Origin of the sequence: Sphingomonas sp. CFBP 8760, from assembly GCF_014841615.1 — a bacterium.
In the GTDB taxonomy this organism is placed as follows: domain Bacteria; phylum Pseudomonadota; class Alphaproteobacteria; order Sphingomonadales; family Sphingomonadaceae; genus Sphingomonas.
Genome location: NZ_JACYUG010000003.1, coordinates 59976 through 83844 on the forward strand (window position 1 = coordinate 59976; position 23869 = coordinate 83844).

Sequence of the window (23869 nt, forward strand, 5' to 3'; positions counted from 1 at the left end):
GCTCTCTGTGAGGAGAGATACATTGACGGATACCGTTACCGCAGCCGACGTTCGGCCTGTGCACAAGCCGACCACCAAGCCGGCCCGCCCCTTTTTCAGCTCCGGTCCCTGCGCCAAGCCTCCGGGCTGGGATGCCGCCGCGCTTGCCACCGCCAGCCTTGGCCGGTCGCACCGCTCGAAGATCGGCAAGCAGCGCCTGCAATATTGCATCGACCTGATGCGCGAGGTGCTGAAACTCCCCGACACGCATCGCATCGGCATCGTCCCCGGATCGGATACCGGCGCGTTCGAGATGGCGATGTGGACGATGCTGGGCGCGCGCGGCGTGACCGCGCTGGCCTGGGAAAGCTTCGGCGAGGGCTGGGTGACGGATGCCGTCAAGCAGTTGAGGATCGATCCCGTCGTGGTCCGCGCCGATTACGGGCAGTTGCCCGATCTGGCCGCGATCGACTGGTCGACCGACGTGCTGTTCACGTGGAACGGCACCACCAGCGGCGTGCGCGTGCCGAACGCCGATTTCATTCCGGACGACCGCGAGGGCCTGTCCTTCGCCGATGCCACCTCGGGCGTGTTCGCCTATGACATCGACTGGGTGAAGATCGATGTCGCGACCTTCTCGTGGCAGAAGGTGCTGGGCGGCGAGGGCGCGCACGGCGTGCTGATCCTGGGCCCGCGCGCGGTGGAACGGCTGGAAAGCTACACGCCGGCATGGCCGCTGCCCAAGGTGTTCCGCCTGGTCAGCAAGGGCAAGCTGGCCGAGGGCGTGTTCAAGGGCGAGACGATCAACACCCCGTCGATGCTGGCGGTGGAGGATGCGATCTTCGCGCTGGAATGGGGCAAGTCGCTGGGTGAGAGCGGGCTGATCGCCCGCTCCGATGCCAATGCGGCGGCGCTCGACGCGATCGTCGAGACGCGCGGCTGGCTGGGGCATCTGGCCGCCGATCCGGCGACGCGGTCGAAGACCAGCGTATGCCTGACCGTCGAGGGTGCGGACGAGGCGTTCATCAAGAAGATGGCGTCGCTGCTGGAGGCGGAAGGCGCGGCCTATGACGTCGCCGGCTACCGCGACGCGCCGGCGGGCCTGCGCATCTGGTGCGGCGCGACCGTCGACACCGCCGATATCGAGGCGCTCGGCCCGTGGCTCGACTGGGCATACGCTACCGCCAAGGCGGGCTGAGTCCCCTTCCCTTTGGAACAGGGGAGGGTGTGCGCCACCCTGTCCCGTCCGTTTCCCATTCCCCTCTCCCCGGCCCTCTCCTTTGAAGGGGAGAGGGCGCAGAAGGACGTATTTCCATGCCCAAGGTACTGATTTCCGACAAGATGGACCCCAAGGCCGCGCAGATCTTTCGAGAGCGCGGCGTCGAGGTCGACGAGATCACCGGCAAGACCCCGGCCGAACTGATCGCGATCATCGGCGAGTATGACGGCCTCGCCATCCGTTCGTCGACCAAGGTGACGAAGGAAATCCTGGAGCACGCGACCAACCTCAAGGTCGTCGGCCGCGCCGGGATCGGCGTCGACAATGTCGATATCCCCGCCGCCAGTGCCAAGGGCGTGGTGGTGATGAACACCCCGTTCGGCAATTCGATCACCACCGCCGAACACGCGATCGCGCTGATGTTTGCGCTGGCGCGGCAGTTGCCGGAAGCGGACGCCAGCACGCAGGCGGGCAAGTGGGAGAAGAACCGCTTCATGGGCGTCGAGCTGACGTCGAAGACGCTGGGGCTGATCGGCGCGGGCAATATCGGCTCGATCGTCGCCGACCGCGCGCGCGGGCTGAAGATGAAGGTGATCGCGTTCGATCCGTTCCTGACGCCGGAGCGCGCGGTGGAGATGGGCGTGGAGAAGGTGACGCTGGACGAGTTGCTGGCGCGCGCCGACTTCATCACGCTGCACACCCCGCTGACCGACCAGACCCGCAACATCCTGTCGGCCGAGGCGCTGGCCAAGACGAAGAAGGGCGTGCGGATCGTCAACTGCGCACGCGGCGGCCTGATCGACGAGGCGGCGTTGAAGGCGGGGCTCGATTCGGGGCATATCGGCGGCGCCGCGCTCGACGTGTTCGTCGAGGAGCCGGCCAAGGCATCGCCGCTGTTCGGCACCCCCAATTTCGTCTCCACCCCGCATCTGGGCGCGTCGACCACCGAGGCGCAGGTCAATGTGGCGATCCAGGTCGCTGAGCAGATGGCCGATTTCCTCGTGTCGGGCGGCGTCACCAACGCGCTGAACATGCCGAGCCTGTCGGCGGAGGAAGCCCCCAAGCTGAAGCCGTACATGGCGCTGGCCGAAAAGCTGGGCGCGCTGGTCGGCCAGTTGACCACGGGCGCGATCACCCGGCTGTCGGTGCATAGCGAGGGCAGCGCCGCCGACCTGAACCAGAAGCCGATCACCAGCGCGGTGCTGGCCGGGTTCCTCGGCACGCAGACCGCGACGGTCAACATGGTCAACGCGCCGCTGCTGGCGCGCGATCGCGGCATCGAGGTGCGCGAGATCCGGAGCGAGCGCGAGGGCGATTACCACACGCTGGTGCGCGTGTCGGTGAAGACGCAGGACGGCGAACGCTCGGTCGCGGGCACGCTGTTCGGCGATCAGGCGCCGCGGCTGGTCGAACTGTTCGGCGTGAAGATCGAGGCCGATCTGGCGGGCGCGATGCTCTATGTCGTCAACGAGGATGCGCCGGGCTTCATCGGTCGCCTCGGCACGACGCTGGGCGAGGCGGGCGTGAACATCGGCACCTTCCATCTCGGCCGCCGTCAGGCGGGTGGCGAGGCGGTGCTGCTGCTGTCGGTCGACGAGCCGGTGACGGCGGACCTGCTGGCGACCGTGAAGGCGCTGCCGGGCGTGAAGACCGCGATGGGGCTGGCGTTCTGAGCGACGGCGAAGGGGGGCCGCTGCACAACCGGCTGAAGCTCTGGCTGGCGAACACCACCGGGCTCGATCACGCGACGCTCCACGTCCATATCGGCATGTTGATATGGATCGTGGGCGTCGCGGTGGCGGGCGATATCGGCGCGATCTGGCCGCTGGTGGTGGCGATCGTCGCCGAACTGGCGAACGAGACGCTCGACCGGCTGCGCACCGGATCGTGGCGGATCGCCGACACGACGCAGGACATCGTCAATTCGGTGCTGTGGCCGGTGGTGCTGTTCACGCTGGCGCGGATCGGGGTGATCTGAGGGCGGCGATTGACAGGCCCGGCGCGCAGCCGGGGGGAAACGGCGGGGCGGCGATCGCCGCCCCGCCGCACCGGGTCAGTACTTCACGCGCAGCCGCGTGTAATAGAATCCGCCGTTGAACCCGAACGGGCCGCCGTTGCGCGGATAGACCTGACCGTCGATCGCGCCGCCGGTGATCGGATAGATCGGGATCGTCGCGGTCGGCTTCAGCCGGTCGGGACGCTCGTCGGTGAAGTTCTGCGCACCCACCGACAGCGTGAAGTGATCGGCGAAGGTGTAGCTCAGTTCCAGATCGGTGGTGAACTTGCCCCCGAAAACCTGATTCGCCACCCCGTTGGTCTGCCCGTAATCCTGCGCGCTGGTGAACGAGCTGTAATAGTTCTCGCGCACGTTGAAGGTCAGATTGTCCAGCGACCAGTTGGCGTTGAACACCACGCGGTGTTTCGGCGCGAGGTTTTCCGCGTCGATCAGCTGCGCCGGGTTGATGACCCGTGCGTTGAATTCGCCGACCTGGGTGTCGTTGTAGTTATACGCCACCGAGAAGTTGAGCAGCGCCTCGCTGAGGCGGGTCCGCCAGGTGGCGACCACGTCGACGCCGCGGGTGCGCGTCTTGAAGCCGTTGGTGAAATACTGCACCTGCCCGCCGATGCCGACCGGCAGCAGCGCCGGCTGTGCCGCCAGATCCGCCGCGCTGACGCTGAACGGCTGGGTGACGCCAATCCGGTTGCGCAGGTCGATCCGGTATCCGTCGACCGTGATCGTCATCCCGGCAAACGGTTCCAGGATGAGGCCTACCCCGTAATTGGTCGACTTTTCCGGCGTCAGGTCGGTCGCGCCATAATAGCGGGCGACGGCCGTGTCGGTCGGGAACGTACCGCTCTGGCGGGCAAGGCCCGCGACGAAGGCGGTCGTGACGATCGACACGTTCGACTGGCCCGGCGACGGCGCATGGAAACCGGTGCCGACGCTGCCGCGGACCGAGAGGAAATCGGCGAACTTGTAGAGCGCGTTGACCTTGCCCACCCAGGCGTCGCCGAACGTGTTGTAATGTTCGTATCGGCCCGCCGCGCCGACGGTCAGCGCCGCGGTCAGATCGGTTTCCAGCCCGACATAGGCGCCATAGGCCTTCTGGCTGAACTTGCCCGCGGTGGCGGCGCTGGTACCGGCATAGCCGCTGGCCCCGACACCCTGCGCGGCCGTCGTGCCGGAGAAGGTGTAGGTGCCCGGCGCGGTCAGCGTGTAGAGACGCTGGGCGACGGCATAGGGACCCGTGCCATAGGATTGCAGGTCGCCGGCGGTCTGTTCGTAGGTTTCCTTGCGGAACTCGCCGCCCGCCGAGATCGTCAGCGGCGCGGCCAGGCCGAGATCGGCCGCATAGGTGAAGTCCGCGTTGAAGTTCACCTCGCGCTGGATCAGGTCGCCAAATTCGAAGCTGGTCTGGGTCGCGGGGCCGTAGGAGAAGTTGGCGGAGTTATACATCGACAGCGAGATCTTGCTGCGCGCCAGCGTGCCCGACAGGTCGTAGGTGAAGTCGCCCGCGGTGCCCTTGTAACCCAGCACGCCGTAGAGTTCCTCGGTCCTTCCCACGAAGCGCGGGGTGAAGCCAGCCGGGTAGAGCGTGGCGAAGCGGAACGTGTTGGCGTCGCGCACGAACCCGCCGGTCGGGCAGGTGGCGTTGCCCGCCGGGCAGGGGGTCAGGAAGAAGGTGTTGTTGTAGACCGCGTTGGCGTTCTGCGGACGCACCACGCCGTTGGTGTCGACGGCGGTGCTGGACACGGACGGACGATACTGGAAGCTCTGGTCGCCCTTGCTCTTCGCGAAGTTGCCGAAGGCGTAGATCTTGCTGTTGTCGCTGACGTTGATCGCCGCGTTGACCACCGACTTGAAGCCGTGTGACGGCGAACTGCCCCAGAACTGCACCGGTCCCGGCGCGTTCGGCAGTTGCGACGCCAGCGCGGGGAAGTTGCTCGCGAAATTGGCGGCCGCCGGCCGCGTGACGCCGCGGCTGGTCTGCCCCTCGTCAACATATTCGCCGGTGACGTTGATGAAGCCCCACGCACCCTTCAGTCCGGCATTGGCCGCGATCTGATAGCTTTCGCCGTCGCCGTCATAATATTGCCCGGTGCGGCCGACGATCTCGATGCCCTGATCCTGCCGCAGCCCGTAATTGAGCACGCCGGCGATCGCATCCGATCCATATTGCGCGGTCGCGCCCTCGCGCAGCACCTGCAGGCTGCCGATGGCGAGCGACGGGATCGCGGAGATGTCGGGACCCTGCGCGCCACGGCCCAGCCCGGTGTCGCTGCCCCCATAGACCTGCACCAGCGCCGACCGGTTGTACCGTTTGCCGTTGACCATCACCAGCACCTGGTCGCCCGACAGGCCGCGCAGCGACGGCGAGCGGACGAAGGTGGAGGCGTCGGAAATCGTGTTCTGGCCGGCATAGAAGGACGGGACGATGTTCTTCAGCTGGTCGATCATGTTGGCGGCGGGCTGCGCGGTCAGTTCGGCGGCGCTGATGACGTCGACCGGCGACGCCGAATTGGTCAGCGTGCGATCGGTGCGGCGGGTGCCGAGCACGACGATGTCGCTGGCCGGTTCTGCCGAAGCGGCGGCATCCTGCGGCGATTCCACCGGCGCGGTCGGCGCGGCGGGCGCCGATCCGGTTTGGCCGGCGGCAAGCGCGGGTGCCCCCACAAGGAACGCGAACGCCATTGCAACAGTCGAACTCGTGTGTCTGATCATCTGAGGTCCCTTGTGACAGTGACTCCCAGGCTCCTGCCCCCGACGTGTTTATTGCCCGGCCGACGACCATTGTCGTCGCGCCTGATCTGTTGTTTGGCCATCCTGCAAATGTGCCGACGTCGTTCGATCGCATCGTGCTGCGTCTTTAATGGCCAGTTGTATTTCGCGGACGCAAGTAAATTGTGAAATGTATGTGACGATCGGAATCCAAGCGACAATTTGGTCACAGGTAACCGGTGACCGTCTATTGTCGGACAAAATTTACAGCTATCTTGGGGCAAGTGACGCGGTGAACTTGGTTTTTCGTCGAAATGCTGGCGTCACGCCGTGACGTGTCGGACAACGTGCTGATCCATGGAGGTTTTTTCGGGCTGAATTGCCGGGGACCCGCATGATCGCCGTTTTCCGGTTTGACGATCCGTGCTGGCGACGCGGCTGGCATCGACGGTGCCGACTTTACCGCGCGGTCCGGCGCGGTGTGGCCACCCGCCGTGATACGACCGCCGACTCCGGGATCGGCTTCGTCACGCTCGCCCGGGCATGGCGGCAGCGGCCCTTCGGCCACATGGCCCGAGCGGTCAGGGGAAATCTATCGCGCCGCGGTATCGGCGCAGCAGCCGGTGCGACCGCCAAACCATCGAACGGCCCCGCCAGGCGAGCGGTGGCGGGATCACGCGGCGAACGGGTGTCCGTTTCGCGGCGGCGATACCCGCCGTTCCGTCGATCCTACAGCCGTCCGAACGCCGCTTCGAAGCCCGCACGGTCGCCGCTGGCCAGCAGGCGGGCCTGTTCGAGCCAGCGGTCGCGGGCCATGCGGCCGGTGAAGGGGCCGAGCTGCGCGTCGAGCGAGGCGGCTTCGGCGGGGGACAGGGAGGCGAGCTGGCCGACGGTGGTGATGCCGAGCGCGGCGAGGCGGGCTTCCAGCTTGGGGCCGAGGCCCTTCAGCATCGTCACCGGCGTATCGGCGGGATCGGTCGCGGGCGCCTGAACCGGTTCGGGGCGCACCGGCTCGGGCGCAACCGGTTCGGGCCGGGCTGGCATTTCGATCGGGGTGAGGCCGACGGGTGCCGGGTCCGTCGCGGCGACGGTGGCGGGGCTGGCGTCGAACGGCGCGGCGGCGGCGATCGGCTCGTCGGCCAGCGGGGCCGGTTCGGGCGGGGTCGGCTCTGGCGCCGTGCGTTCGACCGGCGGCGGGGTCACCGGCGCCGGCATGGCGGGGACGGGCGCTGGCGCGGGAGCGACCGGTACGGGCGCGGGCGGCGGGGGTGGCGGCGCGATCGCGGCAGGTTCGGATGCCGGCCTCGCGGCTTCCTCGATCGTCGGCACGCCGGCGTCGCGGGCGTTGCTTTCGACCTTGCGCTCGGCATGGCGGCGGGCGGCGGCGCGGCGCATCCCGACGATGATGATCGCGATCGCGGCGATCGCCACCAGCGCCATCAGCACGAGATGGATCGTGGTGATCGCGCCGACGCCGTCGGGGAGCAGGCTGGCGCCGGATTGCCCGGTCGTCGAGCCGGTCGTCGAGGATGTCGCGCTGGTATCGTTCATGCGGCCGTTCCTAACGGGGACAGGGGCGGGCGGCGAGTATTAATCGGGTGTCGCCTCCCGCGCCACCTCGCGCCAGCCAATGTCGCGGCGGCAGAATCCGTCGGGGAAATCGAGCGCGTCGACCGCGCGGTACGCCGCCGCCTGCGCCGCCGCGACGCCGTCGCCCAGCGCCGTCACCGCCAGCACCCGGCCGCCCGCCGCGACCAGCGCGTGGCCTTGCGTCCGCGTGCCGGCGTGGAACACGGTCGCGCCGGTCGCTTCCGCCGCCGCGATCCCGCCGATCGCGCCACCGGCGGCAGGCGTGCCGGGATAGCCGCGCGCGGCCATCACCACCGTCAGCGCCGCCTGCGACGAAAAGGCGGGGGCGGGCACCTCGTGCAGCCGACCGGTGGCGGTGGCGAGCATCAGCTGCGCCAGATCGCCCTCGTAGCGCAGCATCAGCACCTGCGTTTCCGGGTCGCCGAACCGGGCATTGTATTCGATCAGCTTCGGCCCCTGCGCGGTCAGCATCAGGCCGGCATAGAGGACGCCGACGAAGGGCATCCCCTCGTCGCGCATCGCATCCACGGTGGGGCGGACGATCGTGTCGATCGCCTGTTGCTCCAGATCGGGGGTCAGGATGCGCGCCGGACTGTACGCGCCCATGCCGCCGGTGTTGGGGCCGGTATCCCCTTCGCCGACGCGTTTGTGATCCTGCGCGGTGCCGAAGGGGACGAGGGTGGTACCGTCGGTCAGGACGAACAGGCTGACCTCCTCGCCACCCAGGAATTCCTCGATCACCGCCTCGCCGCCCGGTTGCGCGAACAGCGCGTCGATCGCGGCCATCGCCTCGTCACGGGTCATCGCCACCGTCACGCCCTTGCCGGCGGCGAGGCCGTCCGCCTTGATGACGACGGGCAGGCCGAAGGTGCCGGCCAGCGCGGCGATCGCGGTGTCGCGGTCGGTGACGCGGCGGTAGCCGGCGGTGGGGATGCCGGCGCGCGCGCACAGATCCTTGGTGAAGCCCTTCGATCCTTCCAGCTGCGCCGCCGCCCGGCCGGGGCCGAACACGGGGACGCCGGCGGCGCGGAGGGTGTCGGCGAGGCCATCGACCAGCGGCGCCTCCGGCCCGATCACGACCAGCCCGATCGCGTTGGCGGCGCAGAACGCCGTCACGGCGCCGTGATCCGTCGCATCCAGCGGCAGGCACGTCGCATGGGCGGCGATGCCGGGGTTGCCGGGCGCCGCGAACAGCGTATCGAGGGAGGGCGATCGCGCCAGTTTCCACGCCAGCGCGTGTTCGCGGCCCCCCGAGCCCAGCAGCAGGACGTTCATGCCCGATCCCTTTTCCGATGAAGTCCGGCTCGTAGCCGAGCCGGTGCCCGGCGACAACGCACTCGCGCTGTCGGTCGGCGAACTGTCGTCGAAGCTGAAGCGGATGGTGGAGGGCGAGTTCGGCCATGTCCGCCTGCGCGGCGAGATTTCGGGGTACAAGCGCGCGACCTCCGGCCATGTCTATATGAGCCTGAAGGACGATGCCGCCGTGATCGACGGGGTGATGTGGAAGGGATCGGCCGCCGCGCTGCCCTTCGCGCCACAGGACGGGATCGAGGTAATCGCGACCGGCAAGCTGACCATCTATCCCGGCCGCTCCAAATACCAGATCGTGATCGAGCGGATGGAACTGGCCGGGGCCGGCGCGCTGATGGCGCTGCTGGAGAAGCTGCGCGCGACGCTGGCGGGGGAAGGGCTGTTCGACGGCGCGCGGAAGAAACCGCTGCCGTTCCTGCCGCGCGTGATCGGCGTCGTCACCTCGCCCACCGGCGCGGTGATCCGCGACATCCTGCACCGGCTGGAGGATCGCTGCCCGACCCATGTCGTCGTCTGGCCGGTGAAGGTGCAGGGCGAGGGCGCGGCGGCCGAGATCGCCGCCGCCGTGCGCGGGTTCGACGCGCTGGCGCCCGGCGGCCCGGTGCCGCGCCCCGATCTGGTGATCGTGGCGCGCGGCGGCGGCTCGATCGAGGATCTGTGGGCGTTCAACGAGGAGGCGGTGGTGCGCGCGGTGGCGGGCTGTTCGATCCCGATCATCTCCGCGGTGGGGCACGAGACCGACACGACGCTGTGCGACCATGCCGCCGACCTGCGCGCGCCGACCCCCACCGCGGCGGCCGAGATCGCGGTGCCGGTGCTGGCCGACCTGCGGCTGACCATCGCCTCGCACGGCACCCGTACCGAACGCTGCGCGCGCCGCTATGTCGAGCGGGGGCGCGAGCGGCTGGACGCGCTGGCGCGGCTGTTGCCGAAGCGCGACGCGTTGCTCGGGCCGCAGCGGCAGCGCGCGGACGATGCCGGCGCGCGGCTGGACCGGGGGCTGGAACGCCGCGTGACGCGGGCGCGCAGCGATCTGGGTCAGGCGGCCGGGGCGCTGCGCCCGGCGGTGCTGGTGCGGCAGGCGGAGTGGGCGCGCGACCGGCTGGACGCGACGTGGCGGCTGGTCCAGTCGCTCAACCCCGATCGTATCCTGGAGCGCGGCTATGCCCGCATCACTGCGCGGGCCGGCGGCGAGACGCTGTCCAGCGCGGCGGCGGTGCGGCGCGCGGGGGCGGTGTCGCTGCGCTTCCGCGACGGGACCGTCGATGCCCGGATCGATACGCGGGTTGAGCGCGCGGGCGGCAAAACCTATGTCGCGACCACGCCCGACCAGCAGACATTGCTGTGAGGCGCCATCTTTCGCGAAAGCCGCTGCCATGCTGATGTCCAACACCGATCGCCCCGCCCGCCTGCACTTCATGGCCAACGGCTTCCGCGTGCTGGCGCCGGGCGACCATGTGCTGTGCGCGGTATCGAAGGCGCGCATCCCGCTCGACGACCTGCGCTACTGGAGCGTGGCGCAGCAGGCCGCCTATGCCAGCGCCGCGATCGCCAGCGAAGCGATGGCGCCGCGATGAGGCGCGCGGCGGCGGCACTGGCGGGCGTCGTCGTGATGGCGGGATGCGTCGGGCCGGGGCCGGGGCCGGTGGCGCAGGCTCCGGTCGGCCACCCCCGCGAACTCCCGCCGCCGCGGCTGGTGCCGGCCGCCACGCCGCCGCGGATCGAGGGCGCGGCGATTCAGGGCGGGCTGGTCCGCGGCGCCGCGCGGCCGGGCGCGACGCTGATGCTGGATGGCCGGCCGGTGCCGGTGGCGGCGGATGGCGGCTTCATCCTGGGCTTCGACCGCGATGCCGGCCCGGCGGCGCTGCTGGTCCAGCGCTATCGCGACCCCGCCGGCCACGTGCTGGCCACCGAAACGATGCTGACGGTGGCACCGCGCGCCTGGCGGATCGAGCGGGTCGACGCCCCCTATCGCGCCGGCAAGACCGACGCCGAATTCGCCGCCGCCCGCCCCGCCGAACTGGCGCAGATCGTCGCGGCGCGCGCGCTGGCGACCGATGCCGCCGGCTGGCGCCAGCCGCTGCGCTGGCCCGCGACGGGGCGGCAATCGGGCTGGTTCGGCGCGCAGCGCGTGTATCAGGGCAAGCCCGGCAGCTATCATGGCGGCGCCGATATCGCGGTGCCAACGGGCACGCCGGTGCTGGCCCCCGCCGACGGCGTCGTCATCCTCGCCGCCGCCCGCCCCTTCACGCTGGAGGGCAACCTGTTGATGATCGACCATGGATCGGGGCTGAACAGCGCGATCCTCCACCTGTCGCGCATCGACGTGACCGTCGGCGATCACGTCCGCCAGGGTCAGCCCGTCGCCCGCTCCGGCGCCACCGGCCGCGCCACCGGCCCGCATGTGCATTGGGGGCTGCAATGGATGGGCGCGAAGCTGGACCCGTTGCTGGTGGCGGGGACGCCGTGATCCGACCGGCGGCCGGCGATGCTGCCGGTCAGCCGCCCACCATCTGTTGCCCGGTGATGGCATAGACCTGTTGCAGCATCATCCGTTCGTCCGCGGTCAGATGCGGGTTCCACACGTCGAGGATCAATACGATCCGCGCTTCGTCGCTGTCGTTCCATGCCTCGTGCTCGATGGTGTCGTCAAAGGCGAATGCCTCGCCCTCGCGCCACGCGCGGGTTTCCCCGCCGACGCGGAAACGGCATTTGTCGGGCACCACCAGCGGCAGATGAACGATCGTGCGGGTGTTGGTGACGCCGGTATGCGCGGGGATGTGCGCATGCGGGCTGAGGATCGAGAAGAAGGCGCTGGGTGCCTTGCCGGGAATGTCGGTCTGCGGCGCTGCGGCGAGCGCTGCGGCGGTTTCCGGGCAGCGGGCGCACACCTCGTCGTTGCGTACGCCATATTCATAGAGGAAACAGGCGCTCCAGTCGGGATTGTTGTCGAGCCCCGACCATTTGTTGTCGGGCGTACCCGCCTCTTGGCGGACATAGGGACGGATGCCGGCGCCACCGTCCTTCATCAGCGCCAATGCCTCGGCCCGGATCGCGGGGGTGCGTGCCTCCAATTCCGCAAACCAGGGAAACAACGCCCGGTCGAAGAATTCGTCCGCTGGCAGGAAGGGGAAGTGGATGCCGTCGCACTGATTGGCGTAGATGGCGCGGCGGCCGAGCATGTGATCGACGCACGCCGCCATCCGGCGGGACGCGCGACCGCCCAGCGCATCGTCGATCCGGTGGCCGAGATCACCGGTATGGCGAGACAGGAAGGCGCGGCCCCGGGCCAGCGCGTCCTCCACCGGCGGCGTCCGTTGAGGCATGGCGGCGGCCATCTGCACGATTCCCGCCCAGCCCTGTGCCGCTTCCGCCGCGCGTCCGCGCCGTTCGTGCAACTCGGTCATGCGCAATTGCGCGGTGAAGTTCAGCCGATCGATCGCCAGCGCACGGTCCAGCGCCCGCTGTTCGGCGCCGTCGTCGCCCAACTGGCGATGGATCGTCGCCTGGTTGATCCACAGCACGGGCTGATCCGGATCGTGCGCGGCCGCGGCGGCGAAGCGGGCCAGCGCCAGCGACAGGTCCCCATCCGCCATCGCGCGCATGCCGGCGGCGTTGAGCAATTGCGGGTGGCCGGGCGCAATCGCCAGCCCGTCGTCCAGCAATCGCCGCTCACCGCTGGCGTCGCCGCGCTGACGGGCGGCGACGGCCTGGGTGATGATCGTCTGAAGGCGGGATGCGTCGGACATGACACCGGGCTACGCCGCGGCACCGCTATCACGCAACGAAAAAGGGGCGACCCGCAGGCCGCCCCTTTCCGTTTCGATCCGTAGCGGTCGCGGCGTTCAGAACCGCAACTTGGCCGATGCGGTGTAGAGGCGACCCAGCACGTCGTAGGTCGACGGATAGGTGTTGCCGCTGTTGTACGCAGTCGACCCGATCGACGCACCCACCAGCGGCGGATCCTTGTCGAGCAGGTTCCGGACGCCGAGCGTGAACGTCAGGTGCTCGTTCACTTCGACCTGCGCGTTGAGGTCGAAATAGTCGCGGGCGCCGATCCGGTTGAAGTCGTAGGTGCCGCCGGCGAGCGGCGTCGGACCGGTGACCACGCCGTTGAACAGCGGCGTGGAGATCAGACGTGCGGTGGCGTCAGGCGCCAGCGCCTCGTACTCGACCTTGCCGATATGGCGCCACAGCAGCGACAGCGTGCCCGGGCCGAAGCTCAGGCTGGTGCGCTGGTTCCACTGGAACTCCGGCTGGATCGATTCGCAGCTGCTGCTGTAATAACCTACGCAGTCGCGGTCATAGGCATTTTCCGATGCGCGGAAGTACCGATGGTTGGTCCAGGTGCCCTGGAAGCTGAGGTTCAGCCCCACTTCGCCGAAGTTACGCGTGTAGTTGGCGTTCAGGTCGATGCCGTCGGTACGCAGGCGCCCACGATTGGTGAGCGGCTGCGGCAGGCCGGCGACCGTCGCGCTCGATCCGCTGAGGCGACCCGTCGCGGTGCTGCGGCGGATGCTGGTGCAGGCCGTCGAAGCGGCCTGCGCAGCCGTGATCGACGCCGGCGCGGTACCGAAGCACGCCGCCAGGATGTCACCCGGCGTCGCGCTGGTGATCGCGTCGTTGACCTTGATGTTGAAGTAATCGACCGCGATGCTGAGGCCCGGTACGATACCGCGCGGCTGGATCACGACGCCGAAGGTGTAGGTATCGGCCTTTTCCGGACGGATGTTCGGATTGCCGCCACCGGTGACGTTCGGTTGGCCCGATGCCGGTTCCAGAATGCCGGTCGCGCTGTTGATGGCCGAGAGCGGCGCACCTTGTCGTACGCATGCATCCTGCAGATTAGGGTTGTTGCGCACACCCGTGCCCACGCAGGGGTCGAGGCCCGGCGGCAGGCTGTCGAGTGCCGTCGATACCGGCGTGAACAGTTCGGAGATGTTGGGCGCGCGGACCGCGCGCTGGTAGTTGCCGCGGAACTTGATCTCCTCGACCGGTTCGAAGCTGCCACCGAACTTGTAGGTGGTGGCGCTGAACTTCGGATTGTTCGCCGCCTGGACCTTGTAGTCCGAATAGCGGACACCGGCTTCCAGCGTCAGCGAATGGAAGAACGGCTTGTCGGCGACGAGCGGCGCGATGATCTCGCCGAATGCCTCGCGCACGTCGTAGCTGCCGGCGAACGGCAGCACCGCGCCGCCCGCACCGCCCAGCTCACCGGGAACCAGCGCCAGCGCATCGGGGATGCGGTTGTAGCTGTACTTGCGGTACTCGGCGCCGCCCGCGAACGCGATCGGCTCGTTGGCGAAGGGCGAGGTGGTGCCGAAATCGCCGTTCAGCACCGCGCGGGCCTGCGACAGCGAGGTATTGATCGCGATGCTGCTTTCGCCGTTCAGGAACGCCGCCTGATCGGGGGTGATCGAGCCGACCGCCCCGAACAGGTTCAGCGGCACGCAGCCATTGGCGGTGTTCGTGCAGGTGGCGGCATTGGTGGCGTTCAGCGCCTGCTGCACGCGGCTGCGCAACACGTAGCCGGTCTGCGACTGATCGAGATTGCTCTCGCCATAGGCACCCGACACGTCCAGCTTGACATGATCGGAGAAGCGCAGGCGAAGGCCCGCCTTATAGTCGAAGACGGTGGTGGTGTAGGTCGAGACGCGCGGCCCCAGTTCGACCGAGCGGCGATACACTTCTGGAAGACTAATAGCATTACCCGCCGTGCCAGTCGAAGTCACTACGCCCTGTGCGTTTACTGTAGGTGCCACAAAGGCCGTGCCACCTGTTTGCGCCGCACAAGCACCAGGAGCATACCGTGCTGCATCAGCTATCAATGCGGCCCTGATCGTGCCATTCGTTGCACCGGCTGCCGCAGCACTCTGCGACGTAAAATTGGCTGCGCAAAGCTGATCGCGGATGCCGGCCGGCAGATACGGGTTGTTGCCCGGGATCGTCAGTGCCTCACCGAAGATACCCGATGGTGCGATGATCGACTGGATGGTGTTCTTCGAGAACAGGCCGCGGGTATAGACCTCGAGGTTGTCGTTTACCTCGTAGTTCGCCTGAGCGAAGATGTTGTAGCGCTTGAACGGCGTCTGGAAGATGTTGTACGGGCTGAAGTTGAAGCCGTTGTAGAACGGTACCAGCGCGGTGCCGCCTGGATTGACCTGCAGATCCTGGCCGGCGATGGCGATGCGCGTCGGCGTTGAGGTGGGCGATGCGCCAGCGGCGATACCATTGCCGCCGCCGATGCTGAACACCGAAACATCACGGTCGCCCTGAAACAGGGGATCGGCTTCCTGATAGCCCAGGCTCAACGTCGCGTTGCCGCGGCCGTCGTCGAAATTGGCGCCGACCGTCAGATCCGCGCGCAAATAGTTCGAATCACCCCGCTCGGTGATCTGCTGGCTGACGTTCGCCTCCATTCCCGCGAAGTTCTTCTTGGTGATGAAGTTCGCGACGCCCGACACTGCGTCCGCACCATAGGTGGTGGAGGCGCCGCCGGTCAGCACGTCGACGCGCTGAACAAGTGCGGTCGGGATGTTGTTGAGGTCGACGGTGCCGCCAGCGGCGGCGGGCACCAACCGGTCGCCGTCGAGCAGCACCAGGTTACGCTGCGACCCGAGGTTGCGCAGGTTGATCGTCGCGAAGCCGCCGGTGCCGTTGTTCACGGCCGAACCGATGCCGGGCACCGCGCCGGGCAGTTCGCGGATGATCTGTTCAACATTGTTGACGTTCCGTAACGTCAATTCGTTCTCGGACACCACGTTGACCGGGCTCGACGAGACGAGGTTGGGATTGCTGATCAGCGTGCCGGTGACGACGATGTCCTGACCCTCTTCCGCTGGCGGCGGGGTGTTGGGATCATTCGAAACTTGCTGGGTTTCCTGTGTCGCCGGCGCTGTCTGCGCACTGGCCGGGGCGGCAAGGAACGCTGCGCCCGCGAACAGGGTCGTGTTCAGTAGGTGTGAACGTAACCGCATTATCATATGACCCCTTTTTCCCTTCTCTCTGAAAGGGATGTTACTCCGGTCGCTCGCGCCGGCTGAGTGGTGGTTATGCATTGATGCAGGCTAGCCGCAATGAGTGTTGGGCTAACGGTAACATTTCCAATCCCGATGTGTCCGCTACGCAACACTGTCGCTTTTTGCCTCGGCAAACGACCGAACGCCTTGCATCCCGCGCCTGCCAGTGCTGGCAGCGAATTTCTTGCACGAGGATATGACAATAATGCTGTCGATAATTATGATGATGGCAATGGCGCAGGGCCCGGCGCCGCAACCGCTGATCGAAAGTCTGCGGTCGTGCCGCGCCATCGCGCAGGACGACCGCCGCATCGCCTGTTACGACCGTGCTGCGGATGCGTTGCTGCGGGCGGAACGCGACAGGGACATCGTCGTCATGGACCGCGCGCAGGTCCAGCAGGCGAAACGATCCCTGTTCGGCTTCTCACTGCCGTCGATCAGGCTGTTCGGCGACGGCGATGGCGACGGTCGCGATGGCAAGGGTAGCGGTGACGGCCAGCTGAAGCAGCTGGCGGGAACGCTACGGTCGCCAACACTCCTGCCCGGCGGCCTGCTTCGCTTCGCGCTCGACGACGGCGGGGTCTGGGAAACGACCGAACAGGTGATGTCGCCGCCGCGCGACAAGGACATCGTGACGATCAAGGCCGGTGCGCTGGGCAGCTATATCGCAACCGCACCGGGGCGGCGATCGGTGAAGGTCAGGCGTATCCGCTGATCGTGCCGCCCGTCACGCCCGCGCCGGCAACCGCCGCCGCTCAGGCGTCGCCCGGTGCCGACGATGGCTCGCTTCCCACCATCGCGCTCTTCGTGTCGTCCAGCGCCAGGTCGACCAGCAGGCGCATCGCCTCGCCCGCGCCGTCAATGTCGCCGGCGGCGATCATGTCGTAGACGCGGACGTGGTCGGGCACGGGGTTGCGGGGCAGGGCGCGGGCGCGTTGCTTGAACTGGGTGGTCCAGCCAACCGCGGCGCCGATACTGGCGCTGAGCGTCAGCAACGCGCCGTTCTGCGTCGCGCGCAGGATCGCGTGGTGGAAATCGCGGTCGGCGGCGCGGCCCTGGTCGGTGGCCAGCGTGTGGCGGCGCATCGCGGCCAGCGCGTCCTTCATGTGGCGCAGGTCGTCGCGGGTGCGGCGTTCGGCGGCGAGACGCGCGGCGGCGGGTTCGACGATCGCGCGCAGTTCGAACAGGCTGCGGACATAGCCGATATCGGGCGTGCCCGCGAACGCCCAGGCCAGCACGTCGGGATCGAGCAGGTTCCAGCGATCGGGCTGCAACACCCGCGTCCCCGCCTTGGGCCGGCTTTCGACCAGCCCCTTGGCGATCAGTACCTGCATCGCCTCGCGATAGGCGCCGCGCGACACGCCCAGCTCGCCCGAAAAGGCGATCTCGGCGGGCAGCACCGCGCCGGGAGGGTATTCCCCCGACATGATCGCGGTGCCGAGCCGGTTGGCGATCGCGCCGTACAGCCGCCGGCCGGTGCCGCGCACCGAACGGGGGGCGAGGGGCACGTCGGGCAGCGTGACGTCGAGTGGCGTGACGTCGGGTGGCGGCGCGGCGGGCGGGGAAAGATCGTCGGGGGAATTCATGCGCGCCAGTGGAGCGCATCGGCCCGCCGCGCGCAAGGCACCACGTGGGGCAGGCCGCTCACCCGGCAGGGATAAGCGCCTCGACCGGCCCGGCTCCGCCACGTGCGGAGGGGTATGGGAAGAGGGGGCTGGCGGCGGCGGCAACGATGCCGGGCAGGGGTGCGCCGCAACATGGCGGCTTGTCTTCGCGGCCCGACTATTTATATACCGGGCGTTATGGAAACAGCCACCCACACGGCCACCAAGGGCCGCCCGCGTGAGTTCTGCGTCGATCGGGCGCTGGCGGCGGCACTGCGGGTGTTCTGGACCAAGGGGTATGAAGGCGCGTCGCTGACCGACCTGACCGAGGCGATGGGGATCACCAAACCCAGCCTGTACGCCGCGTTCGGCAACAAGGAAGCGTTGTTCCACAAGGCGCTGGACCTCTACGAGGCCGAGAAGCTGCAATATATGCGCGCCGCGCTGGATCAGCCGACGGCGCGCGGCGTGGCGGAATGCCTGCTGCACGGCGCCCTGGAGGCGCAGACCAGCAACAGCGGCCCGCGCGGGTGCCTGGGCGTGATCCATTCGGTGGCGTGCGGGGAGGAAGCCGAATCGATCAAGGCGGATGTCGTCGCCCGCCGCGCCTCGTCGCAGGCGGCGCTGATCGCCCGGTTCGAACGCGCCAAGACCGAGGGCGATCTGCCCGCGCATGTCGATGTCCACGGCCTCCACAGCTATCTGTTCGCGCTGTTGCAGGGGATGGCGATCCAGGCGGGCAGCGGCGCCTCTCGCGCCGAGCTGGAACGGCTGGTCGATACCGGCTTGGCGATGTTTCCAAGTACCTGACGTCGTTCGGATAAGCTGGCCGGATAATTCGTTACCGGTCGGTACGGAAAGTCGTTGACGGCGCGGTAATACGCAAATATACCAATCGGTACAGAAGGCGGCGATCAACGGCCCGCCTGCACCGCCACCCGGCTCCACGCCGGGCGCCGGACTTGCAAGAGGGATAGTGGACATGGCATTCCTGGCATTCAACGAACCCGGCATGGCAGGTGCGGCGCGGGCGAGCCTGGCGGCGACGGTGCCGGCGATGCCGTCGCCCCGCGTCGAGGTGGCCGTATCGGCGCTGGCGCCCGCGCTGACCGATCTGGAACGCTCCGTCATCGCCATCGCCCGGCACGACCGGGTGTCGACCCTGCGTACCCCCGGGCGCGTGTCGCGCTGGCTGGGGGTGTTGTTCGGGCTGCGCGTCAGCCCGCGGCTGGCCGACGACCGGCTGGAGGCATTGCGCCGGATCGCGGTGCTGAGCTGGCGGCATGGCTATGCGGTGCCGGCGCTGGAGTTGCGGACCTTCCTGGCCGCGGGCTATTCGCCCGCCCAGTACGAGATGGTCGTCGACACGATCAACGATGCCCGGATCGCCCGCACCGGCCGGGTCGCCTTCGCCTGACCTGCCCGGTCCGGCCGATGCCGCCGGCGCGCAACCGCAAGGGGACTTGACCGTTTAACTCCGATCCGGCCTGTCCCGACGGCCGTTCCGAGGAAAAGCTGCATGTCCGTAAACGTGATCTACAAGACCAATGCCACCGCCACCGGCGGCCGTGACGGCCGCGCCCGGACCGAGGACGGCACCGTCGACGTGAACCTCGTCGTGCCGAAGGAAATGGGTGGACCGGGTGGCGAGGGCGCCAACCCGGAGAAGCTGTTCGCGGCGGGCTATTCGGCCTGTTTCCTAGGCGCGATGAAGGCGGTGTCGGGCAAGGAAGGCGTCAAGGTTCCCGCCGACGCCACCGTGACCGCGACGATCGGCTTCGGTCCGCGTTCGGAGGGTGGATACGGCATCACCGCCGATCTCGCCATCGACCTGCCGGGCGTCGACCGCGCCGATGCGGAGCGACTGATGCATGCGGCGCATGAGGTGTGCCCCTATTCCAACGCCACCCGCAACAATGTCGATGTCGGGCTGACGGTGGTCTGACATGGCATCCCCCACGCGCCGTACCATCGGTCACGGAGGTGTGGGGGACTGTCTATTGAGGCGCGGCTATCGAGGCTGAGCGGAAGTGCTGCCCGTGGCATCGGGCATGATATCTTCCATCGCCGTCGCCAATGAAAAATTTCCGGCGGCGCGCAGGCCCGCGACAACGCCTTGCCGATCAGAGAATAATTTGTTCTGGCTTAACTTGGTGGTGCCACGGATCGCGGCGGGTCGCAGATCATAACCTCGGATACCTTGCAACATAGCCCTGAACCGGATGTCGTTCATCTTGCCACGAGTCCATGGTGCGCCCGGATTGACGCGCGGCTCATGGAAAGCCGCCAGATCGTCCAACTGCGCGATAAGTTCATCTTCATCCAGCGCGTGCAGTCGCCCCTCCACCTCGATCGCGACATAATTCCATGTCGGTACCTGGTCCCCCGGCACGGCATACCAATTGGGACTCAGATAACCGTCCACTGCCGATGCGCTGAGCAGCGCGGATGCCCCGTCCAGATAAGGGGCCGCCCGATTATGCCGTGCGACATGAAAGCGCAGCGTGGCGGCATGGCGCGTCATGGGCGCGTGGACCATCATCAGTCCTTCGGGGGTGACGATGACGATCTGCGCGAAGCCGATATTCACGACCCGCTCCAGCGCCGCATCGTCATCCCGAAATGCCGGAGCGGGATGCATCAGCTACGCGTACCCCGCGACCGGCGTTCGCCCTTGCGGTCCTTGCGAACCGATTTGGCATGGGCCTTGGCGCGCTGTTTCAGCACTGCCTTGGGCGGGGGGCCCTTGTCCTCCTCGATCTCCAGCCGGTCGCCCAGCGCCTGGTCGAAGCCGAGGCTGGCGAGGCTTTCGGCGAAGTGCGTCGGCAGGTCGGCGGTTTCGTCGATGCGGCCGCCATCGGGATGGTCGACGCGCAGGCGGCGCGCGTGGAGGTGCATCTTGCGGCTGATCCCGCCGGTGAGGAACGCCGCCGCGCCGCCATATTTGCCGTCGCCGACGATCGGGTGGCCGATCGCGGCCATGTGGACGCGCAACTGGTGGGTGCGGCCGGTGAAGGGTTGCAGCTCGACCCAGGCGGTGCGGTTGCCGGCGCGTTCGATCACGCGGTAACGGGTGCGGGCGGCCTGGCCGTTCTCCTCGTCGATATGCATCTTCTCGCCGCCGGTGCCGGGTTGCTTGGCGATCGGCAGGTCAACGATGCCGTCCTCGATCGAGGGCACGTCGACGACCAGCGCCCAGTACACCTTGCGCGCGGTGCGGCTGGAAAACGCCTTGGCGAAGAACGCCGCCGCGCGGGAGGTGCGCGCGATCAGCAGCGCGCCCGACGTATCCTTGTCGAGCCGGTGGACGAGCTTGGGCCGCCCCTCCTCGTCGGTGACCAGACCGTCGAGCAGGCCGTCGACATGCGCGGTCGTCTTCGTGCCGCCCTGCGTCGCCAGCCCCGGCGGCTTGTTGAGGACGAACGCCTGCGGATCGCGGTGGATCACCATGTCGCGGACATAGGCGGTCTCGTCCGCCGACAGGGGGGTACGCACCCGCTCCGGCTTGGCACCGGGGGGCGGGGGCGGTTCGGCCGGGGGGACGCGCAGCTGCTGGCCGGCGGTGATCCGGTCGCCGGGGGTGGCGCGCGATCCGTCGACCCGCAACTGGCCGGTCCGCGCCCATTTGGCGACGGTGGTGAAGCTGGTGTCGGGCAGATGCCGCTTGAACCAGCGGTCCAGCCGGATGCCGTCATCGTCGTAACCGACAGTGAACTGGCGGACTTCCTTCGGCTCGGTCTTCGGATCGCTCATGCCGCGACACTCCGTGCGATGAACAACCCGGCGGCCAGCGCGGCGATCGCGCCGGTGACGGACAGGAGGACGTACCCCAGCGCGACGAACGGCGCGCCGCCTTCGGCCAGCATCACCGCATCGAGCGCGAAGGACGAGAAGGTGGTGTAGCCGCCCAGCACGCCGACGCCGACGAACAGCCGCCACGGCTCCGCGGCGGCGGCACGGGCGAGTATACCGACCAGCAACCCCATCGCCAGGCCGCCGAGCAGGTTCACCGCCAGCGTGCCATAGGGATAGCCGGGGCCGAACAGCGACAGCGTCGCCCGGCCGGTCAGATAGCGTGAGCCCGAGCCGAGCGCACCGCCAAGCATCACGAGGATCAGGGAAGTCATGCCCCGCCGTAGCCGCTCCCCGCCGGTGCGGCAAATCGACACTGGCCCGCCCGGCGCTTATCCGGCGGGTTTCACGACCGGCGTCTTGTCGGGGGCGGGTGCGGCGGCCATGTTCGCACCATGCTCAACATCGTCTCGATCTTCGTCGGCCTCGTCACGCTGGCGCTCGGCCTGGTCGCCTTCGTGCCCCTGCTGGGCTGGATGAACTGGCTGGTCATCCCGATCGGCATCGTCGGGGCGGCGGTCGGCGCGCTGTCGTCCAGCAATGGCGGGCGCAACCTGAACCTGGTGCTGATCGTGATCTTCGCCATCCGCCTGTCGCTGGGCGGCGGCCTCTTCTGAGGGAGGGGGCGGCACGGTCGCCGCCCCCCGATCGTTCAGCGGCAGCGCACGTTGCCGCGATCGATCGACTGGCCGAGCAGCGCGCCGCCGCCCGCCCCGATCAGCGTGCCGAGCAGGCTCGACCGGCCATTGGCGATCACGCTGCCCAGCGCACCACCCGCCAGACCACCCACGATCAGCCCGGTCGTGCCGTCGTTGCGGCGGCAGTAATACCGGCCGTTGCCGCCGCGATAGACCCGGTCGTTGCGACCCAGACGCCGCTCCTGATAATAGCGGCCGTCGCGGTAATAGCGGTCGGCATAATAGGCGCGCTGGCCGGGTTCGTAGCGGTTATAGTCATAGCCGCGATAGCGACGGATATCGCGCAGGTCGCCACGCCGGTCCTGCCGGGCATCGCGCACGTCGTTGCGATAATCGCGCTGCGCCTCGCGCACGTCGCGGCGCGAATCGGCGTTGCGGACGTCGCGGCGATAGTCGCGGCGGGCATCGCGCAGTTCCTCGCGATATTCGCGGTTCGCCTCGCGGCGGGTGTCCTGCGCGGCGGCGGGCAGGGCGGCGACGGTCGTGGCGGCGAGCGCAATCGACAGCATGATACGCATTACTGGCTCCTATATTGATGACGGACGTGAAACGGTCCGGTGAGCGGCGCGGTTGCGTGAACCGCAAACTACGTGCCGTTCATGTCCGGGATCACCGGCCGCCCCGCCGGACACGGGTCGGATACGGAAAAGGGCACCATGGGGTGTCCCATGATGCCCTTTCCCGTCGTACGTGACCCGAAGGATCAACGGCAGCGGTCGTTCCCGCTGCCGCGATCGATCGCGCGTCCCGCCAGCGCACCCGCGGCCGCGCCGCCGAGCGTGCCGAGCGTGCGATCGCCGCGCGTGTCGACCGTGCGGCCGAGCAGGGCGCCGCCGACGCCGCCGATGATCGCGCCGGTCGTGCCATCCTTCTTCTTGCAGCGCAGCCGGCCGCGATTGTCGCGATACACGCGCCCGTTGCGGTCGCTGTCGCGGTAGCGACGCTGTGCATCCGCCGTCGTCACCGTGACCATCAGGCTGGGGGCGACCATCGCGGCGCAGCCCAGCGCCAGTAACATCTTACGCATTACAACTCTCCCGTCTGGAAATCCGTACCATTAGCGTAACGTTGTCGCCGGGCGCCGGTTGCATGAACGTCAGACAACGACCGAAACGGCCCGTGCGGCATGACAAGTCCGTTCCCATCGCGGGACGATCGGCGGTAAGGGCGGGCGCGATGATAGCCTCCGTCCCCCCCCTGTCGGTACCGATCCTGCCGACCGCCGCGCCGTGGCTCGACCTTGCCGGACTGGCGGTGTTCGCCGCGTCGGGGGCGCTGGCGGCGGCGCGGCGGGGGCAGACGCTGGTGACGCTGTCGTTCTTCGCGCTCATTACCGGGGTCGGCGGCGGCACGGTGCGCGACCTGCTGATCGGCGCGCCGGTGTTCTGGGTGCGCGACGGCCATGTCGCGGGGCTGTGCCTGATCGTGGCGATCGTGATCTGGGCGACGCCGCGCCGCTGGTGGTCCAGCGCGGCGCTCGACTGGTTCGATGCGGTCGGGCTGGCCGCCTATGCCGCATACGGCGCGGCGAAGGCGATGCGATATGGGGTCGCGCCGGTGCCGGCGGCGGTGATGGGGGTGGTGGCGGCGTGCGTCGGCGGCATCATTCGCGACGTGCTGGCGGGCGAGCCGTCGATCCTGATGCGGCCCGAACTCTATGTCACCGCCGCCGCGCTGGCCTCCGCCAGCTTCGTCGCGCTGGCGATGGCGGGGATGGACCCGACCACCGCCGGCATCATCGGCGCGGCGGCGGGCTTCACCCTGCGCGCGGTGGCGATCCGGTGGAAACTGGCGCTGCCCGCGTATCGCTGGACGGATTGAGGACGCGGGGGCGGGGCGCTGCGTGAGCATCTGTTCGTCATGACCAGAGCATGATG

The 23869-nt window shown here is 68.4% G+C and carries 23 protein-coding genes; 12 read left to right on the plus strand and 11 right to left on the minus strand.

Going from position 1 to position 23869, the window contains the following annotated elements:
* Positions 1–22 precede the first annotated feature (22 nt).
* The 3 genes from IFT82_RS05150 (at position 23) to IFT82_RS05160 (ending at position 3176) form a co-directional block, all read left to right on the plus strand.
* Positions 23–1177: a phosphoserine transaminase gene (locus IFT82_RS05150; RefSeq protein WP_192125208.1), complete on the plus strand. Its 1155-nt coding sequence runs from the start codon at positions 23–25 to the stop codon at positions 1175–1177.
* Positions 1178–1293: 116 nt separating this feature from the next.
* Positions 1294–2871 (plus strand): phosphoglycerate dehydrogenase, encoded by a 1578-nt coding sequence (serA, locus tag IFT82_RS05155; protein WP_192125210.1) that lies wholly within the window; start codon positions 1294–1296, stop codon positions 2869–2871.
* A 95-nt stretch (positions 2872–2966) separates the two neighbouring features.
* Entirely contained in the window at positions 2967–3176 is a 210-nt protein-coding gene (locus IFT82_RS05160) for a hypothetical protein (RefSeq protein ID WP_192125212.1), read from the plus strand.
* A 75-nt stretch (positions 3177–3251) separates the two neighbouring features.
* Here IFT82_RS05160 and IFT82_RS05165 read toward each other — a convergent pair whose 3' ends face one another.
* From IFT82_RS05165 to purD, 3 genes are all read right to left on the minus strand, one after another.
* Positions 3252–5921 carry a TonB-dependent receptor domain-containing protein gene (locus IFT82_RS05165; protein WP_192125214.1) on the minus strand — a complete coding sequence of 890 codons (2670 nt, stop codon included), beginning with the start codon at positions 5919–5921 and terminating at the stop codon, positions 3252–3254.
* A 726-nt stretch (positions 5922–6647) separates the two neighbouring features.
* Positions 6648–7469 carry a hypothetical protein gene (locus tag IFT82_RS05170; protein WP_244646526.1) on the minus strand — a complete coding sequence of 274 codons (822 nt, stop codon included), beginning with the start codon at positions 7467–7469 and terminating at the stop codon, positions 6648–6650.
* Positions 7470–7508: 39 nt separating this feature from the next.
* Complete coding sequence (gene purD, locus IFT82_RS05175; protein WP_192125216.1) at positions 7509–8783, minus strand: phosphoribosylamine--glycine ligase; 1275 nt, start codon at positions 8781–8783, stop codon at positions 7509–7511.
* Here purD and xseA point away from each other — a divergent pair.
* Genes xseA through IFT82_RS05190 form a run of 3 tightly spaced genes read left to right on the plus strand, consistent with a single transcriptional unit; the run spans position 8782 to position 11289 of the window.
* Positions 8782–10167 carry an exodeoxyribonuclease VII large subunit gene (gene xseA / locus IFT82_RS05180; protein ID WP_192125217.1) on the plus strand — a complete coding sequence of 462 codons (1386 nt, stop codon included), beginning with the start codon at positions 8782–8784 and terminating at the stop codon, positions 10165–10167. The genes purD and xseA overlap by 2 nt on opposite strands.
* 28 nt (positions 10168–10195) lie before the next feature.
* Entirely contained in the window at positions 10196–10396 is a 201-nt protein-coding gene (locus IFT82_RS05185) for a DUF2093 domain-containing protein (RefSeq protein WP_192125219.1), read from the plus strand.
* Complete coding sequence (locus tag IFT82_RS05190) at positions 10393–11289, plus strand: M23 family metallopeptidase (RefSeq protein ID WP_244646527.1); 897 nt, start codon at positions 10393–10395, stop codon at positions 11287–11289. Before IFT82_RS05185 ends, IFT82_RS05190 begins: the two co-directional genes overlap by 4 nt.
* 28 nt (positions 11290–11317) lie before the next feature.
* On the opposite strand, the gene IFT82_RS05195 is transcribed toward IFT82_RS05190, so the two are convergent.
* Positions 11318–12568 (minus strand): aspartyl/asparaginyl beta-hydroxylase domain-containing protein, encoded by a 1251-nt coding sequence (locus IFT82_RS05195; protein WP_192125221.1) that lies wholly within the window; start codon positions 12566–12568, stop codon positions 11318–11320.
* A gap of 96 nt (positions 12569–12664) precedes the next feature.
* The gene (locus tag IFT82_RS05200; protein ID WP_342355053.1) at positions 12665–15796 is read right to left on the minus strand and encodes a TonB-dependent receptor domain-containing protein; all 3132 of its coding nucleotides are present in this window, start codon (positions 15794–15796) and stop codon (positions 12665–12667) included.
* Between the two features lie 274 nt (positions 15797–16070).
* Between IFT82_RS05200 and IFT82_RS05205 the strand changes: the two genes are divergently transcribed.
* Positions 16071–16553, plus strand: a complete 483-nt coding sequence (locus IFT82_RS05205; protein WP_207105738.1) for a hypothetical protein — start codon at positions 16071–16073, stop codon at positions 16551–16553.
* 40 nt (positions 16554–16593) lie between these two features.
* On the opposite strand, the gene IFT82_RS05210 is transcribed toward IFT82_RS05205, so the two are convergent.
* Entirely contained in the window at positions 16594–17424 is an 831-nt protein-coding gene (locus IFT82_RS05210; protein WP_192125227.1) for a FadR/GntR family transcriptional regulator, read from the minus strand.
* 216 nt (positions 17425–17640) lie between these two features.
* Here IFT82_RS05210 and IFT82_RS05215 point away from each other — a divergent pair, with 216 nt between their 5' ends.
* From IFT82_RS05215 to IFT82_RS05225, 3 genes are all read left to right on the plus strand, one after another.
* The gene (locus tag IFT82_RS05215; RefSeq protein WP_192125229.1) at positions 17641–18252 is read left to right on the plus strand and encodes a TetR/AcrR family transcriptional regulator; all 612 of its coding nucleotides are present in this window, start codon (positions 17641–17643) and stop codon (positions 18250–18252) included.
* A gap of 172 nt (positions 18253–18424) precedes the next feature.
* Positions 18425–18859: a hypothetical protein gene (locus IFT82_RS05220; protein ID WP_192125231.1), complete on the plus strand. Its 435-nt coding sequence runs from the start codon at positions 18425–18427 to the stop codon at positions 18857–18859.
* A 102-nt stretch (positions 18860–18961) separates the two neighbouring features.
* A complete protein-coding gene (locus tag IFT82_RS05225) occupies positions 18962–19387 on the plus strand; it encodes an organic hydroperoxide resistance protein (protein WP_192125233.1) in 426 nt (141 codons plus the stop codon).
* A gap of 66 nt (positions 19388–19453) precedes the next feature.
* Here IFT82_RS05225 and IFT82_RS05230 read toward each other — a convergent pair whose 3' ends face one another.
* The 3 genes from IFT82_RS05230 to crcB are packed head-to-tail and all read right to left on the minus strand — an operon-like array spanning position 19454 to position 21569.
* The gene (locus IFT82_RS05230) at positions 19454–20083 is read right to left on the minus strand and encodes an FMN-binding negative transcriptional regulator (RefSeq protein ID WP_192125235.1); all 630 of its coding nucleotides are present in this window, start codon (positions 20081–20083) and stop codon (positions 19454–19456) included.
* The gene (locus IFT82_RS05235) at positions 20083–21195 is read right to left on the minus strand and encodes an RluA family pseudouridine synthase (protein WP_192125237.1); all 1113 of its coding nucleotides are present in this window, start codon (positions 21193–21195) and stop codon (positions 20083–20085) included. The genes IFT82_RS05230 and IFT82_RS05235 overlap by 1 nt, the downstream gene beginning before the upstream one ends.
* Positions 21192–21569 (minus strand): fluoride efflux transporter CrcB, encoded by a 378-nt coding sequence (gene crcB, locus IFT82_RS05240; protein WP_192125239.1) that lies wholly within the window; start codon positions 21567–21569, stop codon positions 21192–21194. Before crcB ends, IFT82_RS05235 begins: the two co-directional genes overlap by 4 nt.
* 120 nt (positions 21570–21689) lie before the next feature.
* On the opposite strand from crcB, the gene IFT82_RS05245 reads away from it, so the two are divergent.
* Positions 21690–21911, plus strand: a complete 222-nt coding sequence (locus tag IFT82_RS05245; RefSeq protein WP_192125240.1) for a hypothetical protein — start codon at positions 21690–21692, stop codon at positions 21909–21911.
* A 35-nt stretch (positions 21912–21946) separates the two neighbouring features.
* Here the strand turns inward: IFT82_RS05245 and IFT82_RS05250 are convergent, their stop codons facing one another.
* Positions 21947–22510, minus strand: a complete 564-nt coding sequence (locus IFT82_RS05250; RefSeq protein ID WP_192125241.1) for a glycine zipper 2TM domain-containing protein — start codon at positions 22508–22510, stop codon at positions 21947–21949.
* A gap of 185 nt (positions 22511–22695) precedes the next feature.
* Complete coding sequence (locus IFT82_RS05255; protein ID WP_192125242.1) at positions 22696–23019, minus strand: glycine zipper 2TM domain-containing protein; 324 nt, start codon at positions 23017–23019, stop codon at positions 22696–22698.
* 149 nt (positions 23020–23168) lie between these two features.
* Here IFT82_RS05255 and IFT82_RS05260 point away from each other — a divergent pair, with 149 nt between their 5' ends.
* Positions 23169–23813, plus strand: a complete 645-nt coding sequence (locus IFT82_RS05260; RefSeq protein WP_192125243.1) for a trimeric intracellular cation channel family protein — start codon at positions 23169–23171, stop codon at positions 23811–23813.
* The last annotated feature ends 56 nt before the right edge of the window (positions 23814–23869 follow it).

Bases quoted from the DNA above. Each gene is read 5' to 3' on its own strand.
- serA (WP_192125210.1), top strand. From the start codon at position 1,294: ATGCCCAAGGTACTGATTTCCGACAAGATGGACCCCAAGGCCGCGCAG.
- IFT82_RS05160 (WP_192125212.1), top strand. From the start codon at position 2,967: ATGTTGATATGGATCGTGGGCGTCGCGGTGGCGGGCGATATCGGCGCG.
- IFT82_RS05165 (WP_192125214.1), bottom strand. From the start codon at position 5,921: ATGATCAGACACACGAGTTCGACTGTTGCAATGGCGTTCGCGTTCCTT.
- IFT82_RS05170 (WP_244646526.1), bottom strand. From the start codon at position 7,469: ATGAACGATACCAGCGCGACATCCTCGACGACCGGCTCGACGACCGGG.
- xseA (WP_192125217.1), top strand. From the start codon at position 8,782: ATGCCCGATCCCTTTTCCGATGAAGTCCGGCTCGTAGCCGAGCCGGTG.
- purD (WP_192125216.1), bottom strand. From the start codon at position 8,783: ATGAACGTCCTGCTGCTGGGCTCGGGGGGCCGCGAACACGCGCTGGCG.
- IFT82_RS05185 (WP_192125219.1), top strand. From the start codon at position 10,196: ATGCTGATGTCCAACACCGATCGCCCCGCCCGCCTGCACTTCATGGCC.
- IFT82_RS05190 (WP_244646527.1), top strand. From the start codon at position 10,393: ATGAGGCGCGCGGCGGCGGCACTGGCGGGCGTCGTCGTGATGGCGGGA.
- IFT82_RS05195 (WP_192125221.1), bottom strand. From the start codon at position 12,568: ATGTCCGACGCATCCCGCCTTCAGACGATCATCACCCAGGCCGTCGCC.
- IFT82_RS05200 (WP_342355053.1), bottom strand. From the start codon at position 15,796: ATGCGGTTACGTTCACACCTACTGAACACGACCCTGTTCGCGGGCGCA.
- IFT82_RS05205 (WP_207105738.1), top strand. From the start codon at position 16,071: ATGGCGCAGGGCCCGGCGCCGCAACCGCTGATCGAAAGTCTGCGGTCG.
- IFT82_RS05210 (WP_192125227.1), bottom strand. From the start codon at position 17,424: ATGAATTCCCCCGACGATCTTTCCCCGCCCGCCGCGCCGCCACCCGAC.
- IFT82_RS05215 (WP_192125229.1), top strand. From the start codon at position 17,641: ATGGAAACAGCCACCCACACGGCCACCAAGGGCCGCCCGCGTGAGTTC.
- IFT82_RS05220 (WP_192125231.1), top strand. From the start codon at position 18,425: ATGGCATTCCTGGCATTCAACGAACCCGGCATGGCAGGTGCGGCGCGG.
- IFT82_RS05225 (WP_192125233.1), top strand. From the start codon at position 18,962: ATGTCCGTAAACGTGATCTACAAGACCAATGCCACCGCCACCGGCGGC.
- IFT82_RS05230 (WP_192125235.1), bottom strand. From the start codon at position 20,083: ATGCATCCCGCTCCGGCATTTCGGGATGACGATGCGGCGCTGGAGCGG.
- IFT82_RS05235 (WP_192125237.1), bottom strand. From the start codon at position 21,195: ATGAGCGATCCGAAGACCGAGCCGAAGGAAGTCCGCCAGTTCACTGTC.
- crcB (WP_192125239.1), bottom strand. From the start codon at position 21,569: ATGACTTCCCTGATCCTCGTGATGCTTGGCGGTGCGCTCGGCTCGGGC.
- IFT82_RS05245 (WP_192125240.1), top strand. From the start codon at position 21,690: ATGCTCAACATCGTCTCGATCTTCGTCGGCCTCGTCACGCTGGCGCTC.
- IFT82_RS05250 (WP_192125241.1), bottom strand. From the start codon at position 22,510: ATGCGTATCATGCTGTCGATTGCGCTCGCCGCCACGACCGTCGCCGCC.
- IFT82_RS05255 (WP_192125242.1), bottom strand. From the start codon at position 23,019: ATGCGTAAGATGTTACTGGCGCTGGGCTGCGCCGCGATGGTCGCCCCC.
- IFT82_RS05260 (WP_192125243.1), top strand. From the start codon at position 23,169: ATGATAGCCTCCGTCCCCCCCCTGTCGGTACCGATCCTGCCGACCGCC.